The 20,565-nt window shown below is 63.6% G+C and carries 13 protein-coding genes; 5 read left to right on the top strand and 8 right to left on the bottom strand.

The genetic code is table 11. The annotated features are described in order from the left end of the window. Positions 1–36 precede the first annotated feature (36 nt). Complete coding sequence (locus ACSBM8_RS14680) at positions 37–579, bottom strand: regulatory protein RecX (protein WP_442678742.1); 543 nt, start codon at positions 577–579, stop codon at positions 37–39. 106 nt (positions 580–685) lie between these two features. Between ACSBM8_RS14680 and ACSBM8_RS14685 the strand changes: the two genes are divergently transcribed. Further along, the gene (locus ACSBM8_RS14685; protein WP_442678743.1) at positions 686–2,434 is read left to right on the top strand and encodes a fatty acyl-AMP ligase; all 1,749 of its coding nucleotides are present in this window, start codon (positions 686–688) and stop codon (positions 2,432–2,434) included. A gap of 83 nt (positions 2,435–2,517) precedes the next feature. Here the strand turns inward: ACSBM8_RS14685 and ACSBM8_RS14690 are convergent, their stop codons facing one another. Next, positions 2,518–3,114, bottom strand: coding sequence for a hypothetical protein (locus ACSBM8_RS14690; protein ID WP_442678744.1), 597 nt, complete (start codon positions 3,112–3,114; stop codon positions 2,518–2,520). Between the two features lie 37 nt (positions 3,115–3,151). Further along, positions 3,152–3,409, bottom strand: coding sequence for a hypothetical protein (locus tag ACSBM8_RS14695; RefSeq protein ID WP_442678745.1), 258 nt, complete (start codon positions 3,407–3,409; stop codon positions 3,152–3,154). Between the two features lie 224 nt (positions 3,410–3,633). Between ACSBM8_RS14695 and ACSBM8_RS14700 the strand changes: the two genes are divergently transcribed. The 3 genes from ACSBM8_RS14700 to ACSBM8_RS14710 all read left to right on the top strand — a co-directional run bounded on the left by ACSBM8_RS14700 (position 3,634) and on the right by ACSBM8_RS14710 (position 8,774). Continuing rightward, on the top strand, positions 3,634–6,126 hold the full coding sequence (locus ACSBM8_RS14700; protein ID WP_442678746.1) for a TonB-dependent receptor: 2,493 nt from the start codon (positions 3,634–3,636) through the stop codon (positions 6,124–6,126). After that, positions 6,126–7,571 carry a CehA/McbA family metallohydrolase gene (locus tag ACSBM8_RS14705; RefSeq protein ID WP_442678747.1) on the top strand — a complete coding sequence of 482 codons (1,446 nt, stop codon included), beginning with the start codon at positions 6,126–6,128 and terminating at the stop codon, positions 7,569–7,571. Before ACSBM8_RS14700 ends, ACSBM8_RS14705 begins: the two co-directional genes overlap by 1 nt. Positions 7,572–7,830: 259 nt before the next feature. Beyond that, positions 7,831–8,774, top strand: a protein-coding gene (locus ACSBM8_RS14710) for an IS630 family transposase (RefSeq protein WP_442678748.1) whose coding sequence is annotated in 2 segments (ribosomal slippage) — positions 7,831–8,167 and positions 8,167–8,774 — 945 coding nt in all. Because the reading frame shifts where the segments join, the coding sequence is not laid out codon by codon here. A gap of 125 nt (positions 8,775–8,899) precedes the next feature. On the opposite strand, the gene rpoC is transcribed toward ACSBM8_RS14710, so the two are convergent. Together rpoC and rpoB are read right to left on the bottom strand one after the other, a co-directional pair. Then, positions 8,900–13,165: a DNA-directed RNA polymerase subunit beta' gene (gene rpoC / locus ACSBM8_RS14715; RefSeq protein ID WP_442678749.1), complete on the bottom strand. Its 4,266-nt coding sequence runs from the start codon at positions 13,163–13,165 to the stop codon at positions 8,900–8,902. 73 nt (positions 13,166–13,238) lie between these two features. After that, complete coding sequence (gene rpoB / locus ACSBM8_RS14720) at positions 13,239–17,393, bottom strand: DNA-directed RNA polymerase subunit beta (protein WP_442678750.1); 4,155 nt, start codon at positions 17,391–17,393, stop codon at positions 13,239–13,241. Positions 17,394–17,721: 328 nt separating this feature from the next. On the opposite strand from rpoB, the gene ACSBM8_RS14725 reads away from it, so the two are divergent. Next, a complete protein-coding gene (locus ACSBM8_RS14725) occupies positions 17,722–18,213 on the top strand; it encodes a GNAT family N-acetyltransferase (RefSeq protein WP_442678751.1) in 492 nt (163 codons plus the stop codon). Positions 18,214–18,554: 341 nt separating this feature from the next. Here the strand turns inward: ACSBM8_RS14725 and rplL are convergent, their stop codons facing one another. The 3 genes from rplL to rplA form a co-directional block, all read right to left on the bottom strand. Beyond that, positions 18,555–18,932 carry a 50S ribosomal protein L7/L12 gene (gene rplL, locus ACSBM8_RS14730; protein ID WP_442678752.1) on the bottom strand — a complete coding sequence of 126 codons (378 nt, stop codon included), beginning with the start codon at positions 18,930–18,932 and terminating at the stop codon, positions 18,555–18,557. A 47-nt stretch (positions 18,933–18,979) separates the two neighbouring features. Then, the gene (rplJ, locus tag ACSBM8_RS14735; RefSeq protein WP_442678753.1) at positions 18,980–19,495 is read right to left on the bottom strand and encodes a 50S ribosomal protein L10; all 516 of its coding nucleotides are present in this window, start codon (positions 19,493–19,495) and stop codon (positions 18,980–18,982) included. Positions 19,496–19,871: 376 nt separating this feature from the next. Then, positions 19,872–20,564 (bottom strand): 50S ribosomal protein L1, encoded by a 693-nt coding sequence (gene rplA, locus ACSBM8_RS14740; RefSeq protein ID WP_442678754.1) that lies wholly within the window; start codon positions 20,562–20,564, stop codon positions 19,872–19,874. Position 20,565 lies beyond the last annotated feature (1 nt).

A 20,565-nucleotide genomic window follows, 5' to 3' on the forward strand; every position in this document is an offset into this window, starting at 1 on the left:
GCATTGGGAAAGACCAAAAAGGGCCGAAACGAACTTTCATTCATCATCCGTCAAGAAAGCCCCCGGCGATGCACTGACGATGCGCCGGGCCAAGTCCAGCGAATGACCGGCGCGCATCAACGCGGCCAAGTTGCGGCGGCGCTGATCGGGGTCGGCAACCTCCTGCGCGAATGGCCCGATGCGCTTGCGGCGGGCAAAGCGCAGGGCGGCATCGAGCGCCTCGGCACGGGCCGTTTCGCGCACCGGTGCGGCGGTATCGGCATCTATCCCCACCGCGCGCAGCGCCGCCGCGACCCGCTGTTCGCCGAAGCCGCGCCGGGTCAGCGCCGCCCCCCGGGCGACCGCAAAGCCTGCATCGTCGACATAGCCAAGTTCGGCACAGCGCTCGACGATCGCGTCGATGGGCGGCTCAGCCTCGCCTTCCCACCCCCGTGACGCGAGCTTGCGAACCAGATAATAGCGCAATTTCGCGCGCGTTGTTGCATAGCGACCAAGATAGGCTAGCGCGAGCTGGTTCAGGGCATCGGCGTCAAACGGCTTCGGTGTTCGCGGCCCGGACGTGTAATTGCGGCGTGACATGTGCCATGTTTGTGCCACAGTCGGGCCGGAATTTGAACGCGGCATGGCGCTTACGGTGTGAGTTTGGCCATGCATAGGGCGCGGACCAGAGAGGAGACGTTCGAGAGTGCACACGGCAAGTGCGGATTGTAAGCTGACGCCGACGCCGAGCGATGACGCGCTCCCGCGCCGTTATGCGGACTTTGCGACGCTTGGTGAGTCGCTCGACTATGCCGCGCAGGGGTCGCTTGGCCTGAATTTTCACGATCCTCGTGGAAATCTCGTGCGCGCTTATGGCTTTGCGGAACTGCGGACGGATGCGATCCGGATCGCCCATCGCCTGATTGCGCGCCGGCTTGAGCCAGGTGCCCGCATCGCGATGCTGGCGGAAACCGGGACGGATTTCGCGGCGGCCTTCTTCGGCGCCATCTATGCCGGTGTATGGCCGGTGCCTTTGCCCCTGCCGACCTCTTTTGGTGGCAAGGACGCCTATATCGATCAATTGGCGGTGCAGCTGGCAAGCTCCGATCCGGCGCTGCTGCTCTATCCGGCCGAGCTTGAGGGCATGGCCAAGGCCGCCGCCCAGGCGCGTGGCGTGGCTGCGGTCAGCTATGAGCAGCTGGCGCAGGAGGATGCGCCCGAGGTCGATCTCGCCGCCGCGGCGCCCGACGACATCGCCTATCTGCAATATTCGTCAGGTTCGACGCGCTTCCCGCACGGCGTCGCGATCACGCACCGCGCGCTAATGTCGAACCTTGCCGCCCATTCGATCGGCATGGACGTCCAGGCCGGTGATCGCTGCGTGTCGTGGCTGCCTTGGTATCACGACATGGGGCTGGTCGGCTGCCTGCTCTCGCCGGTCGCCAATCAGGTTTCGACCGACTATCTGAAGACGGAGGATTTTGCCCGCCGTCCGCTCGCCTGGCTGGACCTGATCAGTCGCAATCCCGGCACCACCCTCTCTTACTCTCCCACCTTCGGCTACGATATTTGCGCGCGCCGCATGTCCAGCCAGACCCGTGCGAGCGATCGGTTCGATCTGTCGCGCTGGCGCGTGGCCGGCAACGGCGCCGACATGATCCGGCCCGACGTGATGCAGGCCTTCGTCGACGCCTTTGCCGAAGCGGGTTTCGACGCGAAGGCCTTCCTGCCCTCTTACGGTCTGGCCGAAGCCACGCTCGCCGTGTCGATCATGCCGCCGGGCGAGGGCATCGTCGTCGAACTGGTCGAGGAAACCGAATTGTCCGGCGGCGGCCTTGCCACCGTCGGCCGGCCACAGCGCTACCGCGCCGTCGTCAATTGCGGCAAACCCGCACGGGAGATGGAGATTGCCATCCGCGACGAGGACGGCAGCAAGCTGCCCGAACGCGCGATCGGCAAGGTCTGGTGCCGTGGCCCATCGGTGATGGTCGGTTATTTCCGCGATCCGGACGCAACCGATGCCTGCCTGGTCGATAATTGGCTCGATACCGGGGACATGGGTTATATCTCGAACGGCTATATTTATATCGTCGGCCGGGCGAAGGACATGATCATCATCAACGGCCGCAATCACTGGCCGCAGGATATTGAATGGGCGGTCGAGCAGCTGCCCGGCTTCAAGGCCGGCGACATCGCCGCCTTCGCGATCACCACCCCCGGCGGCGAGGAGACGCCCGCCGTCCTCGTCCAATGCCGCACCTCCGATCCGGACGAACGCACTCGCCTGCGGGACGAGATTCGCGAAAAGGTGCGCGCCATCACCGGCATGAATTGCGTCGTTGAGCTGATCCCGCCCAAGACGTTACCGCGTACCAGCTCGGGTAAACTCAGCCGCTCCAAGGCACGCAACCTCTACCTTTCGGGTGAGATGGAGCTGTACGACCTCGCTGCCTGAGGCGTCCTCCACAAAGCCTTGATGGATTTAATCGCCCGCTGAGGGGTTAGTCGAAGCAGGAGAGAACCGCTTGAACGGCGGTTCTACCATTCCAGGCGCGCGGCGATCGCGTCCGCCTCGGCAGCCTCGAAGCGGTGGCCGAGCCGCGCCCGCAACTCGCCGGACCATTCCGGCCGTATCTCGAAATCCTCGTCATACAGGTCGTCGCCCGCCTCCTCATGCAGGACGCCGATCGTACCGAGCACGAAGCCCAGCGCGAAGATATCGTCGCACAGGTGGACCGGCGCCCAACTGCCGCGGCCATGATGATCGTGCAGGATATGACCGCTTTCCTCGTCGAGGATGAACGGATCGCCACCCTGATCGCCGACGACCAGCCAGGCCTGGTTCCAGCCTGCGACGGGTTCGCCGTCGCGGCCCTGCCAGCGATACCCTTCCTGAAACGCCCATAGCCCGGACAAAGGCGGCAGCCAGAAAGGGTTGCCGAGGGTCGGGATCTCGATCCCCTCCGGCCCGCGCGGCCGATCCTTTCCATAGGGCCCGACCTCTTCGTAAAAGCGCGCCAGGCTGGGATGGAGCGGCCGATCGCCCTGCCACGCCGCTTCTGGCTGCGCTTGCAGGGCGCCAAATGGCGCCAGAACATCACGAACATCCTGGGACGAGATCGACGAAGCGGTCATGGCTTCCCTCCTGTCTGGCTGGCCTCCGTGACGGAGATCAATAGGGGTCGTTCTGGCGGGCCTGCTCGCGCGCCTGCTTGCGTTCGCGCTTCGCTTCCTTGCGCTCTTCCTTCGCGCGCTGCTCGTCCAGCTTGCGCTCGCGCCGGCCGCGTTTCTCGTCCGCCTCCGATTGGCTGGTCGTCATCTTGTCGACCGACCAGCTCGCCACCCGCACCGGGGCGGTCACGACATGCGCCACCGTCGACACGCACGCGCCAAGCGGAAGCAGCAAAAGCAGGATGAGGGCACGTTTCATGGGCCTGTCTTAACAGGATGCGCGGGCGGACACACGGCCGCGATGGTCGCGGCGAGATATTGCGTGGCTTTTGACCCACCAACACCCTGCGGACGGCCGCTTTCGCGCCATCATGGCAAAGCGGCCACAGCAGCACCGCTTTCACGGCTTTGACGCACAAGCGTAAACCGACCGTCATGAAGCCCTCCTAGCCGGCAACGCCTCACGTCACGTGGAGCGATTGTATGATTATGCGTAACCTGGTGCGGTCCGCCGCGCTCGTGCTGCTGGCCGGCTGCAGCGCCTCCGCCTTGGCGCAGAGCAGCGCCACCCCCGATCCTCAACCCGGGCAGGACCAGGAGATCGTCGTCACCGGCCGCGCCGGTGCGGGCGAACGCACCAAGCTGGACACCAGCTACGCAATAACCACGATCGGCAACGACATGCTACGCTCGCGCGCGCCCTCCAGCGTGACGGAAGCCTTGAAATCCGTGCCCGGATTCTGGGTCGAGGCGTCCGGCGGCGAAGGCAGCGGCAATGTCCGCGCGCGCGGCATCCCGGTCGATGGATATGGCTCGATCAACCTCCTGGAGGACGGCCTCCCCGTCCAGCACGATCCTGCGCTCGGCTATCTCAATGCTGACCAGGCATTCCGCATCGACGAATCGATCGAAAGGATCGAAGTCGTCCGCGGCGGGCCTTCGTCCATCTTCGAGCCGAATGCTCCGGGCGGCGTCGTCAACTTCATCACCAAAAGGCCGGGCGACAGCCTCTCAGGCAATGCGCGCTTGCTCTATGGATCGACCGCCGATCTCTATCGCTTCGATGGCTGGATCGGGGCTCCGATCGGCGGCGGCTGGAAGTTCGACGTCGGGGGCTTCTATCGCAACGAACGCGGCGTGCGCGATCCCGGCTTCACCGGCAATAAGGGCGGTCAGATCCGCACCGATCTCAGCAAGGACTTCGGCACCGTCCAGGTGAACCTCAGCTATAAGCGCCTCGCCGACGATGCGATCTTCTATACCGGCATCCCGCTGACCAAGGACAGCAACGGCAAGATTGTCGGCATACCCGGCTTCGATCCGCATTATGACACCACCGCCAGCCGCCAGACCGCGTTCCTGACGCTGAAGGATGCGAACGGGCCGGTGTCGTTCGACAATAGCGACGGCACCCGCATCCGCCTCAACCAATATTCGGCGATGATCGACTGGCAGTTTGCCGACGGCTGGGAGCTTTCGAACAAGGCCCGCTATCGCACCAGCAACACGGTCCGCAACGGCGTCTACCCCGCTTCGGTTGGGACAGCGGCCGCCCTGCTCGCCCAATATCAGCCGACCTTGCTCACCGCTTATCCCGGCGCGACCAGCGTCGCGTTGCGCTATACCGACACGGGCCAGGCGTTCGATATCGCCAGGCAGAATGGCAATGGCGACGTCTTCATCAACGCCGCCCGGCCGGTCACGGTCGGGGAAGATGAATTTCTCGACGATCTGCGTCTCGCCCATCGCTTCGACATGGGCGGTATGACGCACGATGTCGCCGTCGGCTTTTATTATGCCCATATCAAGGAGACGTTCCGCCGTTACTCGGCCTCGACGATCCAGGACGTGTCCGGCAATTCGCGCCTGCTGGATCTGGTTGCGCTGAACGCCGCCGGGCAGGTGGTGGGCGCGCTCACCCAGAACGGGGTCTCGCGCTACGGCTCGGAGTTCGCCAATGGCTCCGGCAACCAGGATACGTTCGCGCTCTACGCCTCGGACGAATGGCAGATCACGCCGCAATTGCGCGTCGACGGCGGCGTCCGCTGGGAAAAAGTGAATACCAGCGGTTCGCAGGAAGGGTCCAAGACCGTCGATCTCGGCGATCCGACGACGCTGGCCGACAATCAGGTGCTGACCGGCAACGGCATCTTCACGCCGTTCGATCGCAGCTTCGACCATGTCGGCTACACGCTGGGTGCCGACTGGCAGTTCGCCCGGCATGCCGGTCTGTTCGCACGCTACACCTCCACCTTCCGTCTTCCCAGCGTCGGCAGTTTCATCACCAGCGCCACCGCGGTACCGCGTACGCAAGGCATCAAGATGTACGAAGCGGGGGTCAAATATGCGACGCCGCTGCTCAGCCTCTACGCCACCGGCTTCCTCACCGATTTCGACGCCTATTCGATCGGCAACACCCAATTCGATCCGGCCACGCAGGGCTTCACCCAGCAGACCATCTACACCGACACCCGCGCCTACGGCGTCGAGTTCGAAGGGACGATCCGGCCGGCCCGCTGGCTGGATTTCACGCTGAACGCGACCTGGCAGGATCCCACCTTCCGCAACCTGCGCTACACGGAACTACAGGGTACGGCGCTGATCCCACGCGATTACTCGGGCAACCAATTGCTGCGCGTTCCCAAATTCGCGCTGCGGGCCACACCGGCCGTAATCTTGTTCGACAATCGCCTGCGCGCGCAGATGGACGTCGAATATTATGGCAAGCGTTTCGCGGATGCCGCGAATACGTCGAAGCTGCCCGCCTACACCGCGCTCAACGCCAGCATTCGCTTCGCACTGACCGATCGGATCACCCTATGGGCCTATGGCGACAACCTCACCAACACGATCGGCCTGACCGAAGGCAATCCGCGCGCGGGCGAACTCACCAGCGGCCAATCCAACGATCTGCTGTTCATCGGCCGACCGATCCTGGGCCGTAACGTCCGCTTCGCCGTGGATTTCAAATTCTGATGGCGATCGTCCCGCTCCTGCTGGCAGCAGCAGCCAGTGCAATGGCGGCGCCCGCCCCCGATGTCACCTTGAACGGCCGGATAACGGCTTCCGATCATCAGCATTACCGCCCGGTTCCGTTCGACGTGCCGCCGGGCGTAGACCGGATCACCGTCATTCTTTCCTATGACAAGTTGAACAAGACGGTCGTCGATATGGGCCTGTGGGATGACCAGCGCTTCCGCGGCTGGAGCGGCGGCGCGCGTGATCGCTTCACAATCGCACCCAGCGATGCCTCCCCCGGCTACCTCCCCGGATCGATCACGCCAGGGGAATGGCATGTCGAGCTCGGCATTCCCAATGCGCGTCCCAACAGCCGGAGCGACTATCGCCTGCAGGTCTTCTTCGACCGCGGGACGGATCGCCGTGCCAGTGCCGTCATCGCCGATGCGCCACTGCGAACCGCCCCCGGCTGGTATCGCGGCGATCTCCATATGCACGATGCCAATAGCGATGGCAGCTGCGCCAGCGCCTCCGGCAAGCGCGTGCCCTGCCCCCTCTTCCGCACGGTCGAGGCTGGCGCGCGGGCCGGCCTCGATTTCATCGCGGTCACCGATCACAACACCGTGTCCCAATTTGGCGGGCTGCGCGAATTGCAGCCTTATTTCGATCGGACATTGCTGATTCCGGGGACCGAGATCACGACCTTCCACGGCCATGCCAATGCCATCGGCCAGCAAGCCTTCCTCGATTTTCGCGTCGGAACGCCCGACGTCCCCGACATTGCCGCCCTGGAGCGCGAGGTCGCACGCGCCGGCGCGATCCTCACGATCAACCACCCCAACCTCCCTTCGGGAGAGACGTGCATGGGCTGCGGCTGGACATGGCCCGTCCAGGACTATGCCGGGATCACCGCCATCGAAGCGGTCAACGGAGCGGTTGCCGAAGGGCCTTATGCCGGCATCGGCTTCTGGTATGCCCGGCTGAACGAAGGCCATCGGCTCACCGGCGTCGGCGGCAGCGACAATCACGATCCCGATCCCGATCCCGATCCGAACAGGGCGCCGGTCGGCCATCCCACCACCGTCGTTTACGCGCAGGCGTTGTCGATGCCCGCGATCCTGGCCGGGATCCGCGCGGGCAATGTCTTCATCGACGTTGCCGGCACGCGGGATCGTCTGCTGGAGGTTGCGGCAAGCGCAGGATCGGCCCGGGCGGTCATGGGCGGATCGCTCCGTCCGGCAGGGACGATAACGGTCGATGCCCGTGTCCAGGGCGTCGCCGATGGCCAGGCGCTGCTGGTGGTCGATGGCAAGGACAGCCAGTCCGTGCCGATCGATACTGCGCATCCTTCCGCGCGCTTTTCAATCGACCCCGCGTCCGTACGGCGCTGGATCAGCGTGAATATCGTCGCCGCGGGTCATCCGCTGCTGATCGGCAACCCGATCTATATCGATCGCCGCTAGAGTATGATGACTTTACACTGATCCGTTCGTGCCGAGTAGCGACCGAGTTGCCCGCAGGGCGTATCGAGGACGCGTATCGAGGCGTTGGTGTTGGTCTCTCGATACGCGCTCTCGACAAGCTCGATCGCTACTCGAGACGAACGGGTCCTACCGAAGTCACCACGCTCTAGAGGCTGAGTCGGCTGGCCTGAATCGTTTTGTGATTCACAAGTTGCGATAAGTCTGATTCAAGCTGTTGGCCGTTGGGAGGTCGGCAGATGTGGGTCGAGCCTATTCAGATGATCTGCGTGAGCGGGTAGCGGCATCGGTGTTGGGTGGCCGGTCGTGTCGGGCGACAGCTGAGCTGTTCGGCGTCAGTGTGGCGAGCGCGGTGAAGTGGTCACAGCGTCTTCGGGCGACTGGCAGTGCCGCGGCGCGGCCGTTGGGGCGCCGGCAGCCGCGCTCCCTTGCGGCGGAGCGAGCGTGGCTGCTGGAGCGGCTGGCGACCAAGCCGGACGTGACGCTGCGTGCGCTGGTTGCGGAACTGGGCGAGCGCGGCGTGGTGACGAGCTACGGTTCGGTATGGCGGATCGTGCGCGAGGCCGGCGTGACGTTCAAAAAAAGACGCTGATCGCCCGCGAGCAGGACCGTCCGGCGATCGACCGGCGTCGGGCGCAATGGCGCAAGTATCAGGGCCGGATCGATCCGCGGCGGCTCGTCTTCATCGACGAAACATGGGCCAAGACCAACATGACCCGACTGCGCGGCTGGTGCGCCCGCGGCCTGCCGCTCGTTGCCAAGGTTCCGCACGGTCACTGGCGCACGCTGACCTTTCTGGCAGCGCTCCGGCACGACCGCATCGACGCACCGCTCGTGCTCGACGGTCCCGTCAACGGCCAGAGCTTCACGGCGTATGTCGAACAGTTCTTGCTGCCCACCCTCTCGCCCGGCGACATCGTCGTCATGGACAACCTGGGAAGCCACAAGGGCAAGGCCGTCCGCCAGCTCATCCGCTCTGCCGGTGCCAGGCTCCTGTTCCTGCCGCCCTACTCGCCCGACCTCAACCCCATCGAGCAGGTCTTCGCCAAGCTCAAGACATTGCTGCGCAAAGCCGATCCGCGATCAGTTGAAGCAACATGGCGCCAGATCGGATCACTCCTCGACGCCTTCCCACCAAACGAATGCGCAAACTACCTTCGCAACAGCGGATACGCTTCAGATTAGATGGATCAGACTCTAGGCGAGACGTCCCGCCCACCGGCCCGACCGACGGAACTCCTACAGCCAAAGAAAAAGCCGCCGCCCACATCTGTGGACGGCGGCTCTTTTCATTCAGCCCGTCTGACGACTTAGCTGTTCAGATAATCGCCCGCATCGGCGTCGGTGCCGTGGGTTTCGCCCACAACATCACCCAGCGGATCGTTGCCGGTATCGGCCTCGACCGGACGCTTCAGTTCGGCGGCATGCTCTTCCGCAGCCGTCTTCGGAGCGACGATCGCCGCCGACAGGCTACGCTGCGAGGCCCGCAGCGCCGCGTCGCGCGACGATGCCGTAACCCGCAGGCGGTTCATGCCCGCGCCGGTACCCGCCGGAATGAGGCGGCCGACGATCACATTCTCCTTGAGGCCGTTCAGGTTGTCGATCTTGCCCTGCACCGAAGCCTCGGTGAGCACACGGGTCGTCTCCTGGAACGAAGCCGCCGAGATGAACGAGCGGGTCTGGAGCGAGGCCTTGGTGATGCCGAGCAGGATGGGCTTGCCCTCTGCCGGCGTCTGGCCCTTTTCCAGCTTCGCATTGATCTCGTCCATTTCCTCGCGATCCACCTGCTCCCCGGGGAGCAGGGTGGTGTCGCCGGCAGCCGTGATCTCAACCTTCTGCAGCATCTGACGAACGATCGTCTCGATGTGCTTGTCGTTGATCTTCACGCCCTGGAGTCGATAGACTTCCTGAATTTCCGACACGAGATATTCGGCGAGCGGCTCGATGCCGAGCACCTCGAGAATATCGTGCGGATCGGGCGAACCGCCGATCAGATTGTCGCCGCGCTTGACGTAATCGCCTTCCTGCGCGTCGATCGTCTTCGACTTCGGCACCAGATACTCGACCGGCTCCGACCCATCATCCGGACGGATGATGACCTTACGCTTGGCCTTGTAATCCTTGCCGAACTCGACCCGCCCGGAGATTTTCGCGATGATCGCGTTTTCCTTCGGCTTGCGGGCTTCGAACAGCTCGGCCACGCGCGGCAGACCGCCGGTGATGTCGCGGGTACGCTGTGCTTCACGCGGGACACGCGCCAGCACTTCGCCCGCTTCCACCATCTGGCCGTCCTCGACCGCGATGACCGCGCCCGGCGCCAGACGGGACACGCCCGCCTCGCCCGAAGCTTCGTCCAGCAGGGTGATGCGCGGACGCAGATCGTCCTTCTTGGCGCGACCCGAATCCTCGATCACCACGCGCTGGGTCAGGCCTGTCGTTTCGTCCGACTCCTCACGCACCGTGCGGTTCTCGATCAGATCCTGGAAGCGGACCATGCCCTTCTTGTCGGTGATCACCGGCATATAGGCCGGATCCCACTGCGCGATCCGATCGCCCTTGGAGACGATCGCGCCGTCGCCGACCATCAGCTGCGCACCATAAGGCAGGCGGTGGGTCGAACGCTCGCGGCCGTCCATGTCGACGATCGCGATTTCGGCCGAACGCGACAGCGCGATGTGCTGGCCGCGTGCGTTGGTGATCGTGGGCAGGCCACGCAGCTCGATCTTGCCGTCCGAGATGGCTTCCAGGTTCGACTGCTCGTTGAGCTGCGCCGCGCCACCGATGTGGAACGTCCGCATCGTCAGCTGCGTGCCCGGCTCGCCGATCGACTGCGCCGCAATGACGCCGACCGCTTCACCGATATTGACCGGCGTACCGCGGGCGAGATCGCGACCGTAGCAGGCCGCGCACACGCCGCCCTTGGATTCGCACACCAGCGGCGAGCGGATCTTCACGGCCTGCGGCGACACCGCCTCGATCGAGGCGACCATCGCTTCGTCGAGCAACGTGCCCTCCGGAACGATCACATCGCCGGTCTTGCTGTCGACGATATCCTCAGCCGTGGTGCGGCCCAGGATACGCTCGCCCAGCGAGGCGATGGTCGAGCCACCCTGCACGATCGCGCGCATTTCCAACGCACGCTCGGTGCCGCAGTCGATCTCGACGACGACGCAATCCTGCGACACGTCGACCAGACGGCGGGTCAGGTAGCCCGAATTGGCCGTCTTCAACGCCGTATCCGCGAGACCCTTACGGGCGCCGTGGGTGGAGTTGAAATATTCAAGAACGGTCAGACCTTCCTTGAAGTTCGAGATGATCGGCGTTTCAATGATCTCGCCCGACGGCTTGGCCATCAGGCCACGCATACCGGCAAGCTGCTTGATCTGGGCCTGCGAACCGCGGGCACCGGAGTGGGCCATCATGTAGATCGAGTTGATGTCGGCTTCGCGACCGTCCGGGGTCTTCTTGACCGCCTGGATCTCCTTCATCATCTCGTTCGCGACGCGGTCACCGCAACGCGACCAGGCGTCGATCACCTTGTTGTACTTTTCCTGCTGGGTGATCAGGCCGTCCTGATACTGCTGCTCATAATCCTTCACGAGCAGACGGGCCTCGTCGACCAACGTCTCCTTCTCGGCCGGGATCACCATGTCGTCCTTGCCGAACGAAATGCCGGCCTTGAACGCGTGGCGGAAGCCCAGGCTCATGATGCCGTCGGCGAACAACACGGTCTCTTTCTGACCGGTGTGACGATAGACCTGATCGATGACGTCGCCGATTTCCTTCTTAGTGAGAAGGCGATTGACGGTTTCGAAGGGCACCTTGTGGCTCTTCGGCAGCGTCTCGGCGATCAGCATACGGCCCGGCGTCGTCTCGACCCGCTTCATATAGGTCTTGCCGGCCTCGTCCGTCTGCGGGACGCGGGTCGTGATCTTGGTGTGGAGCGTCACCGCCTTGGCGTTGATCGCCTGATGCACCTCGGCCATGTCGCCGATCATCATGCCTTCGCCCGGCTCATTCTCCTTCATCATCGAAAGATAATAGAGACCCAGCACCATGTCCTGCGACGGGACGATGATGGGCTTGCCGTTGGCGGGCGACAGGATGTTGTTGGTCGACATCATCAGCACGCGCGCTTCCAGCTGGGCCTCGAGGCTCAGCGGAACGTGCACGGCCATCTGATCGCCGTCGAAGTCGGCGTTGAATGCCGAGCAGACCAGCGGGTGCAGCTGGATCGCCTTGCCCTCGATCAGGACGGGCTCGAACGCCTGGATGCCCAGACGGTGGAGCGTGGGCGCGCGGTTCAGAAGAACCGGATGCTCGCGGATGACCTCATCCAGGATATCCCAGACTTCCTTGCGCTCCTTCTCGACCCACTTCTTCGCCTGCTTCAGGGTCATGGACAGACCCTTGGCGTCGAGGCGGGCGTAGATGAACGGCTTGAACAGCTCGAGCGCCATCTTCTTCGGCAGGCCGCACTGATGCAGCTTGAGCTCCGGACCGGTGACGATGACCGAACGGCCCGAATAGTCGACGCGCTTGCCGAGCAGATTTTGGCGGAAGCGGCCCTGCTTGCCCTTCAGCATGTCGGACAGCGACTTCAGCGGACGCTTGTTGGCGCCCGTGATCGTGCGACCGCGACGGCCATTGTCGAACAAGGCGTCGACCGATTCCTGCAGCATGCGCTTTTCGTTGCGGACGATGATGTCCGGCGCGCGCAGCTCCATCAGCCGCTTCAGGCGGTTGTTACGGTTGATCACGCGGCGATACAGATCGTTCAGATCCGACGTCGCGAAGCGGCCGCCGTCCAGCGGCACCAGCGGGCGCAGTTCCGGCGGGATGACCGGCACGACATCCAGGATCATCCATTCCGGGCGGTTGCCGGAATCGATGAAGCTTTCGACGACCTTCAGCCGCTTGATGATCTTCTTCGGCTTCAGCTCGGACTTGGTCTCGGCCAGTTCCTTCAGCAGATCGTCACGCTCGCCGACGAGATCGAGGTCCATCAGCATGAACTTGACGGCCTCGGCACCGATTCCGGCCGAGAAAGCGTCCTCGCCATATTCGTCCTGCGCTTCGAGCAGTTCGTCCTCGGTGAGGAGCTGGAACTTCTCGAGGCTGGTCAGGCCAGGCTCGGTGACGACATAGGCTTCGAAATAGAGGATCCGCTCCAGCTGCTTCAGCTGCATGTCGAGCAGCAGGCCGATGCGCGACGGCAGCGACTTCAGGAACCAGATGTGGGCGACCGGCGCGGCCAGTTCGATATGGCCCATCCGCTCACGGCGCACCTTCGAGACGGTGACCTCGACGCCGCACTTTTCGCAGACGATGCCCTTATACTTCATGCGCTTGTACTTGCCGCACAGGCATTCGTAATCCTTGATCGGACCGAAGATGCGCGCGCAGAATAGGCCGTCACGCTCGGGCTTGAACGTGCGATAGTTGATGGTTTCCGGCTTCTTGATCTCGCCGAACGACCAGGAACGAATCCGGTCGGGCGAGGCGATGCCGATCTTGATCTGGTCGAAAGTCTCAGCCTTGGCGACCGGATTGGCGAAGTTGGTAAGTTCGTTCATCTTTAGTCCTCACTTGGAGGGAAAATTGGGGTGGCGGGTGAAGCCCCTGCCGCGACAGGCAGGGGCCGATCACTTATTCCGCCGCTTGCGCCAGGCCGTCGTCCTCTGGATCGACCGAGTTCAAGTCGACGTTGAGGCCGAGGCTGCGCATTTCCTTGACGAGCACGTTGAAGCTTTCCGGAATGCCGGCCTCGAACGTGTCGTCGCCCTTGACGATCGCCTCGTAGACCTTGGTGCGGCCGACCACGTCGTCCGACTTCACCGTCAGCATTTCCTGCAGCGTGTAGGCGGCACCATAGGCCTGGAGCGCCCACACCTCCATCTCACCGAAGCGCTGACCGCCGAACTGCGCCTTACCGCCCAGCGGCTGCTGGGTGACGAGGCTGTACGGCCCGATCGAACGCGCGTGGATCTTGTCGTCCACAAGGTGATGGAGCTTCAGCATGTAGATGTAGCCCACGGTGACCTTACGGTCGAACGTGTCGCCGGTGCGTCCGTCGAACAATTCGACCTGGCCCGACGTGTTCAGCCCCGCCAGCGTCAGCATGTCGGAGACGTCGGCTTCACGCGCGCCGTCGAACACCGGAGTGGCCATCGGCACACCGCCACGCAGCAAGCCGGCCATCTCGATCAAATCGTCAGCCGAACGGCTGTCGATATCGTCGTGATACTGCTCGCCATAAACGGTCTTAAGGCGCTCCACCACGGCTGCCGGGGCCTTGCCGCCGGTACCGTCCGGATTTTCCTCGCGCCACGTATCCAGCGCCTCGCCGATCTGCTTGCCCAGGCCGCGTGCGGCCCAGCCCAGATGCGTCTCGAAGATCTGGCCGACGTTCATGCGCGACGGCACGCCCAGCGGGTTGAGCACGATATCGACCGGCGTCCCGTCCTCGAGGAACGGCATGTCCTCGTTCGGCAGGATGCGGCTGATGACGCCCTTGTTCCCGTGACGGCCGGCCATCTTGTCGCCCGGCTGCAGCTTGCGCTTCACCGCCACGAATACCTTGACCATCTTCAGCACGCCCGGCGGCAGCTCGTCACCGCGCTGCAGCTTCTCGACGCGATCGTCGAACTTGGCGACGATGGCCGAGACCGCGTCGTCATACTGCACCTTGATCGCTTCCAGATCGCTCTGGCGCGCATCGTCGGCGACGGCGAGCTTCCACCATTCGCGCTTCTCGATCTCGTCGAGCAGCGCTTCGTCGATGACCACGCCCTTCTTGACGCCCTTCGGACCCGACACGATCGTCTGGCCGACCAGCATTTCCTTCAGGCGCGACCAGCTGGCGCGGTTGAGGATGGCACGCTCGTCCTCGCGGTCCTTGGTCAGGCGGTCGATTTCCTCCCGCTCGATCGCCAAAGCGCGCTCGTCCTTGTCGATGCCGTGACGATTGAAGACGCGCACGTCCACGATCGTGCCGGCAACGCCCGGCGGCAGACGCAGCGAGGTATCGCGCACGTCGGACGCCTTTTCACCGAAGATGGCGCGCAGCAGCTTTTCTTCCGGCGTCATCGGGCTTTCGCCCTTCGGCGTGATCTTGCCGACCAGGATATCGCCCGGCTCGACCTCGGCACCGACATAGACGATGCCCGCCTCGTCGAGGTTGCGGAGCGCTTCCTCGCCGACGTTCGGGATATCGCGCGTGATGTCTTCCGGTCCCAGCTTGGTGTCGCGGGCCATGACTTCGAACTCATCGATGTGGATCGACGAGAAGACGTCGTCCTTCACGATGCGCTCGGAGATGAGGATCGAATCCTCATAATTATAGCCGTTCCACGGCATGAACGCGACGAGCACGTTGCGGCCGAGCGCGAGCTCGCCGAACTCGGTCGACGGACCGTCGGCGATGATGTCGCCCGCTGCGACCACGTCGCCCACCTTCACCAGCGGACGCTGGTTGATGCAGGTCGACTGGTTGGAGCGCTGGAACTTCATCAGCGTGTAGATGTCGACGCCCGAGCGGCCCGCATCGACCGCGCCGGTGGCACGAACGACGATACGCGACGCATCGACCTGGTCGACCACACCCGGACGCTTGGCCGCGATCGCAGCACCGGAATCCCGGGCCACGGTCTCTTCCATGCCGGTGCCGACGAACGGCGCCTCGGCGCGCACCAGCGGCACCGCCTGGCGCTGCATGTTCGATCCCATCAGCGCGCGGTTGGCGTCATCGTTTTCCAGGAACGGAATGAGCGATGCCGCAACCGACACGAGCTGCTTGGGCGACACGTCCATCAGCGTGATGTGATCGCGCGGTGCCATCAGGAACTCGCCGGCTTCGCGTGCCGAGATCAGCTCCTCGACGAACGTGTCGTCGTCGGCGATTTCGGCGTTGGCCTGCGCGATCGTGTGCTTGGCCTCTTCCATCGCCGAGAGGTAGACGACCTCGTCGGTGACCTTGTGGTCGATGACCTTGCGGTACGGCGTCTCGATGAAGCCGTACTTGTTGACGCGGCTGAACGACGCGAGGCTGTTGATCAGACCGATGTTCGGGCCTTCCGGCGTCTCGATCGGGCAGATGCGGCCATAATGGGTCGGGTGAACGTCGCGGACTTCGAAGCCCGCACGCTCACGCGTGAGACCGCCCGGCCCGAGGGCCGAAACACGACGCTTGTGCGTCACTTCGGACAGCGGGTTGGTCTGATCCATGAACTGCGACAGCTGCGAGGAGCCGAAGAATTCGCGCACCGCAGCCACCGCCGGCTTGGCGTTGATCAGATCGTTCGGCATCACGGTCGACACGTCGACCGAGCTCATCCGCTCCTTCACGGCGCGCTCCATGCGGAGCAGGCCGACGCGATACTGATTCTCCAGCAGCTCGCCGACCGAACGCACGCGGCGGTTGCCGAGATTGTCGATATCGTCGATCTCGCCCTTGCCGTCCTTCAGGTCGACCAGCGTCTTGACGACCGCCAGGATGTCCTCGGTACGCAGCGTCGTGACCGTGTCCTCGACGTCGAGGTCGAGGCGCATGTTGAGCTTCACGCGGCCGACGGCCGACAGGTCGTACCGCTCCGGATCGAAGAACAGACCGGCAAACAGCGACTCCGCGGTTTCCTTCGTCGGCGGCTCGCCAGGGCGCATCACGCGATAGATTTCGGACAGCGCATGATCGCGCTCTTCGACCTTGTCGGCCGCGAGCGTGTTGCGCATCCAGGCGCCGGTCGAGATGTGATCGATGTCGAGCAGGTCGACATGATCGAAGCCGGCATTGTCCAGCTTCTCGAGATTCTCGGGCGTCACTTCGTCGCCGGCCTCGATATAGATGCGGCCGGTGGCCTCATCGATCAGGTCATAGGCGGAATAACGGCCGAAGATTTCCTCGGTCGGGATCAGCAGGCTGGTCAGCCCATCCTTGCCGGCCTTGTTGGCGGCGCGCGGCGAGATCTTGGTGCCGGCGGGGAACACGACTTCGCCGGTGTCGCCGTTGATCACGTCATAGGACGGCTTCTGACCGCGCCAATTCTCGATCAGATAGGGGACCTTCCAGCCACCCTGGCCGCGGACATAACGCTGGGTCTTGTAGAATTCGTTGAGGATCTGCTCGCCGTTCAGGCCGAGCGCATACAGCAACGTCGTGACCGGCAGCTTGCGCTTGCGATCGATACGGACGTTGACGATGTCCTTGGCGTCGAACTCGAAGTCGAGCCACGAACCGCGATACGGAATGACGCGGGCGGCGAACAGATACTTGCCCGAAGCGTGCGTCTTGCCGCGGTCATGATCGAACAGAACGCCCGGCGAACGGTGCATCTGGCTGACGATCACGCGCTCGGTGCCGTTGATCACGAACGTGCCGTTCGTGGTCATGAGCGGCATGTCGCCCATGTAAACGTCCTGCTCCTTGATATCGAGCACGGAGCGGGTGTCGGTGTCGGCATCGACCTCGAACACGATCAGGCGCAGCGTCACGCGCATCGCGGCGGCATAGGTGATGCCGCGCTGACGGCATTCCTCGATGTCGTACTTGGGATCTTCGAGTTCGTAATTGACGAAGTCGAGCTCGGCCGTGCCGGCGAAATCGCGGATCGGGAACACGCTGCGCAGCGTCTTCTCGAGACCCGATACGTAACCGATCGACGGATCGGAACGCAGGAACTGCTCGTAGGACTCGCGCTGAACCTCGATCAGGTTCGGCATCTGCACGACTTCGTGGATGTTGCCGAAAACCTTGCGGATGCGCTTCTTCGCAGCCGTGGTCAGCGCGTTATGTGCCTTGGTCGCCATCGAATATCCTCGGTATCGGATCAGATCTGTCCGCCTCGCTGCGGCTATGCGGCCAATTGCGCGGAAGCTCTCCACGCAAAAAAGTGCGGATCCGGGCCTTCGGAACCGCACTGCAGCGTCTGTGGAACACGTCGCCGACCCCAATTCGTCGCGATCCACCCGCTATGTGGATCGTGTCCCGGGGCGGGACGGTGGCTGGCACGCGAGTCGCGTATCGCGCCGTTCAATCTCCCATGTAGGAATTTTGACGGATTCGTAAACCCCTGGCCGGCTTTTTCCTGATCCATCGCGCTGGACGCGCTGCCGCAGCTCTGGAAATAAGGATCCCGTGCACATCCGCCAAGCCCTCCCCGCCGACGCGGCCGACATCGCGTCCATCTATGGCCACCATGTCCTCCACGGAACCGGGACGTTCGAGGAGGCGCCGCCGACGACGGCCGAGATGGAGCAGCGTCTGACCAAGGTCCTGGAACGCGGGTGGCCCTGGCTGGTCGCCGAGCAGGATGGCACGATTGCGGGCTATGCCTATGCCGCCCAATTTCGGGACCGCCCCGCCTATCGCTTCGCCGGTGAAGATTCGATCTATGTCCATCCCGACCATGTCGGCGCGGGCATCGGCGGCGCCTTGCTGGACGCGCTGATCCGTGCGTCGGCACAGGCCGGTTTCCAGCGCCTGTTCGCGGTGATCGGCGATTCCGCCAATCACGGCTCGATCCGCCTGCACGCGCGCGCCGGCTTCACGCATGCCGGACAGCTCGATCAAGCCGGCTTCAAGTTCGGCCGCTATCTCGACGTCGTCTTCATGCAGCGCGAAATCTGAATCCGTCATCCCGGGCTCGCCCTGGGATCCCGCTTCCGCACTCGACAAATGAGAACAAACCATGTACGAACGGCGCGTTGGTGGATAATCGCGCCTTCGCGGCGGAAGCAGCTCTTTCTCAATGCCGGCTCGGCACTCGGCCTCTCGCAATCCGCGTCAGATCATCAAGTTCGTTTCTGGTGTTTTTTCAAAATACCCTCGTGGGAGGCTCGCTTGTCGTCCAGCGTCTCATCCCCCTCATCGTCACCCCGGATCAAGTCCGGGGTGACGAATAAAAAAGGGCGACCCATTGCTGGGCCGCCCCTCTTTTTCGCCGGTCCGAACGGACCAGGACGTAAAGCTTACTTGAGTTCGACGGTCGCGCCGGCGTCTTCGAGCTGCTTCTTGACCTTCTCGGCCTCGTCCTTGCTGACGCCTTCCTTGATCGCCTTCGGAGCGGACTCGACCAGGGTCTTCGCCTCGGTCAGGCCCAGGCCGGTGATGGCGCGGACTTCCTTGATGACGTTGATCTTCTTGCCACCGTCGCCGGTGAGGATCACGTCGAATTCGGTCTTCTCTTCAGCTGCAGGTGCGCCGGCACCGCCACCAGCCGGTGCGGCAACCGCAACGGCAGCAGCGGCAGAAACGCCCCACTTCTCTTCGAGCATCTTGGAAAGGTCGGCCGCCTCGAGGACGGTCAGCGTCGACAGTTCGTCAACGAGCTTCTGCAGGTCTGCCATGATAATCTCCATCCGGGGCGCACTGGCCCCAATACGTCAGGTTGATTTTATGCGTCTTCCTTGGCCGCATAGGCCCCGAACACGCGGGCGAGCTGACCGGCCGGTGCCTGAAGCACCGACGCCACCTTGGTCGCGGGCGCTGCAAGCAGGCCCAGGATCTTGGCACGCAACTCATCGAGGCTCGGCAGCGCAGCGAGCGCCTTGACCCCGTTCACGTCGAGTACGGTATCGCCCATCGCGCCGCCGATGATTTCCAACTTGTCGTTGGTCTTCGCGAATTCGACGACGATCTTGGCGGCCGCAACCGGGTCTACCGACGTCGACAGCGCCGTCGGACCCACCAGCAAATCGTGGAGGGTCGTATACGGCGTGCCTTCGGCGGCAATGCGGGCAAGGCTGTTCTTGGTCACTTTGTAGCTGGCGCCAGCATCCCGCATTTTCACGCGCAGGGCCGTCGATTGCGCGACGGTCATGCCGAGGTTGCGCGTGACGACCACGACGGACGTCTCGTTCAACGTGCGGTTCAGCTCTGCAACCTGCTCGGACTTTTGAGCACGATCCATTGCCATTCTCCATATCGTTCGGCGATGTTTCACCGAACGCATCAACGCCTGACGCGACATGCGCCAGACGCATTCGAACCGCCCGAGCGACTGCTCGAACGGCATAGTCCGAAGGGGAATGGATACCTGACTTATTGGCGCGTACGCCGCTCAGGCAGACCGGAAGCCGCAAACGCAACCACCGGAAATCTCTTCCCCGTCTCGGCAGGACATTAAGAGAGGCAAAGCCCCCTCACCTGCTGTCTCGGACGGAATCTCCGCCAACGGGCAGAGAAGATGCGCCCCATAAAGATGACGCGACGGATTGTCGAGTCGCGAAGCGCGCAAAAAAAAGGCCGGGATCGCTCCCGGCCTTTTCATGAATTGTGAATAGGGCTTACGCGGCCGAAATCTCAGCGACGTCGACCTTGATCCCCGGGCCCATCGAAGAGCTGACGGCGACCTTCTTGAGATACTTGCCCTTGGCGCCGGTCGGCTTGGCCTTGATCACGGCGTCGACCAGCGCGTCGAAATTCGCGCGCAGGTCTTCGGCCGGGAAGCTCGCCTTGCCGATGCCGCTGTGGATGATGCCCGCCTTCTCGACGCGATACTCGACCTGGCCGCCCTTGGCAGCCTTGACCGCACCGGCGACGTCCATCGTGACCGTGCCCAGCTTCGGGTTCGGCATCAGGCCCTTCGGACCCAGCACCTTACCGAGACGGCCGACCAGACCCATCATGTCCGGGGTGGCGATGCAGCGATCGAAGTCGATCGTGCCGCCCTGGACGGTCTCGAGCAGATCCTCGGCACCAACCACGTCGGCACCCGCTTCGCGGGCTTCGTCGGCCTTGGCGCCCTTGGCGAACACGCCGACGCGTACCGTCTTGCCGGTGCCCTTGGGCAGGGTCACGACGCCACGGACCATCTGGTCGGCGTGACGCGGATCGACGCCCAGGTTCAGCGCGACTTCGATCGTCTCGTCGAACTTGGCGGTCGCATTGGTGCGCGCCAGGCTGATCGCCTCGTCAACGCCATGCAGCTTCACGGTATCGACCGAAAGCGCCTTCTGCTTCTTGCTCAGCTTTGCCATC

The sequence above is a fragment of the Sphingomonas sp. ASY06-1R genome (genome assembly GCF_052180265.1).
Classification (GTDB): Bacteria; Pseudomonadota; Alphaproteobacteria; order Sphingomonadales; family Sphingomonadaceae; genus Sphingomonas_I.

Coding starts and splice junctions, on each gene's coding strand:
- ACSBM8_RS14680 (WP_442678742.1), bottom strand. CDS start 579: ATGTCACGCCGCAATTACACGTCCGGGCCGCGAACACCGAAGCCGTTT.
- ACSBM8_RS14690 (WP_442678744.1), bottom strand. CDS start 3,114: ATGACCGCTTCGTCGATCTCGTCCCAGGATGTTCGTGATGTTCTGGCG.
- ACSBM8_RS14695 (WP_442678745.1), bottom strand. CDS start 3,409: ATGAAACGTGCCCTCATCCTGCTTTTGCTGCTTCCGCTTGGCGCGTGC.
- ACSBM8_RS14700 (WP_442678746.1), top strand. CDS start 3,634: ATGATTATGCGTAACCTGGTGCGGTCCGCCGCGCTCGTGCTGCTGGCC.
- ACSBM8_RS14705 (WP_442678747.1), top strand. CDS start 6,126: ATGGCGATCGTCCCGCTCCTGCTGGCAGCAGCAGCCAGTGCAATGGCG.
- rpoC (WP_442678749.1), bottom strand. CDS start 13,165: ATGAACGAACTTACCAACTTCGCCAATCCGGTCGCCAAGGCTGAGACT.
- rpoB (WP_442678750.1), bottom strand. CDS start 17,393: ATGGCGACCAAGGCACATAACGCGCTGACCACGGCTGCGAAGAAGCGC.
- rplL (WP_442678752.1), bottom strand. CDS start 18,932: ATGGCAGACCTGCAGAAGCTCGTTGACGAACTGTCGACGCTGACCGTC.
- rplJ (WP_442678753.1), bottom strand. CDS start 19,495: ATGGATCGTGCTCAAAAGTCCGAGCAGGTTGCAGAGCTGAACCGCACG.
- rplA (WP_442678754.1), bottom strand. CDS start 20,564: ATGGCAAAGCTGAGCAAGAAGCAGAAGGCGCTTTCGGTCGATACCGTG.